The following is a 668-nucleotide window of genomic DNA, read 5'->3' on the forward strand; positions in this document are numbered from 1 at the left end:
CGATGACGGCAACGGCCTGCTCCCCTGGGTCGAGGAGAAGCCCGAGGAGCTGGGCGGCGAGGAGCCGGTGCTGTTCGACGAGACCGACGGCACCGCCTTCGAGGCGGTCGCGGACACCGCGCCCGACGTGATCCTCGCGGCCTACTCTGGCCTGACGCAGGAGGACTACGACACGCTGAGCGAGATCGCCCCGGTCGTCGCGTACCCCGAGGAGCCCTGGGCGACCTCGTGGCGCGACATGATCCTGGTGAACGCCGCCGGCATGGGCATGGAGGCGGAGGGCGAGGAGCTCGTCGCCGAGCTCGAGGGCGAGATCACCGACACCGTCGCCGCGCACCCGGGCCTGGAGGGCGTGTCGACGATGTTCCTCACGCACGTCGACACCACCGACCTCAGCACCGTGAACTTCTACACGGCCAAAGACACCCGCGCCGCGTTCTTCGCGGACCTGGGCCTCAGCACGCCCGCCGCGGTCGAGGAGGCGAGCGCGTCCGGCGAGTTCTCCGGCTCCGTCAGCGCGGAGCAGGTCGACCTGTTCGACGACGTCGAGCTGATCGTCACCTACGGCGTCCAGGCCCTGGTCGACACGCTCAAGGCCGACCCCCTGCTGTCGCAGATGCCGGCCGTGGCGAGCGACGCGATCGTGTTCCTGGACGGCTCGGGCCCGC

Annotated in this window: 1 protein-coding gene; it reads left to right on the forward strand. The window is 70.8% G+C overall.

Annotation, left to right across the window (positions count from 1 at the left end):
• On the forward strand, nt 1-668 hold a 668-nt coding region (locus KVT14_RS20050; protein ID WP_217617270.1), incomplete at both ends, for an ABC transporter substrate-binding protein.

Source organism: Cellulomonas sp. GbtcB1 (genome assembly GCF_019091725.1).
Taxonomy (GTDB): Bacteria; Actinomycetota; Actinomycetes; order Actinomycetales; family Cellulomonadaceae; genus Cellulomonas.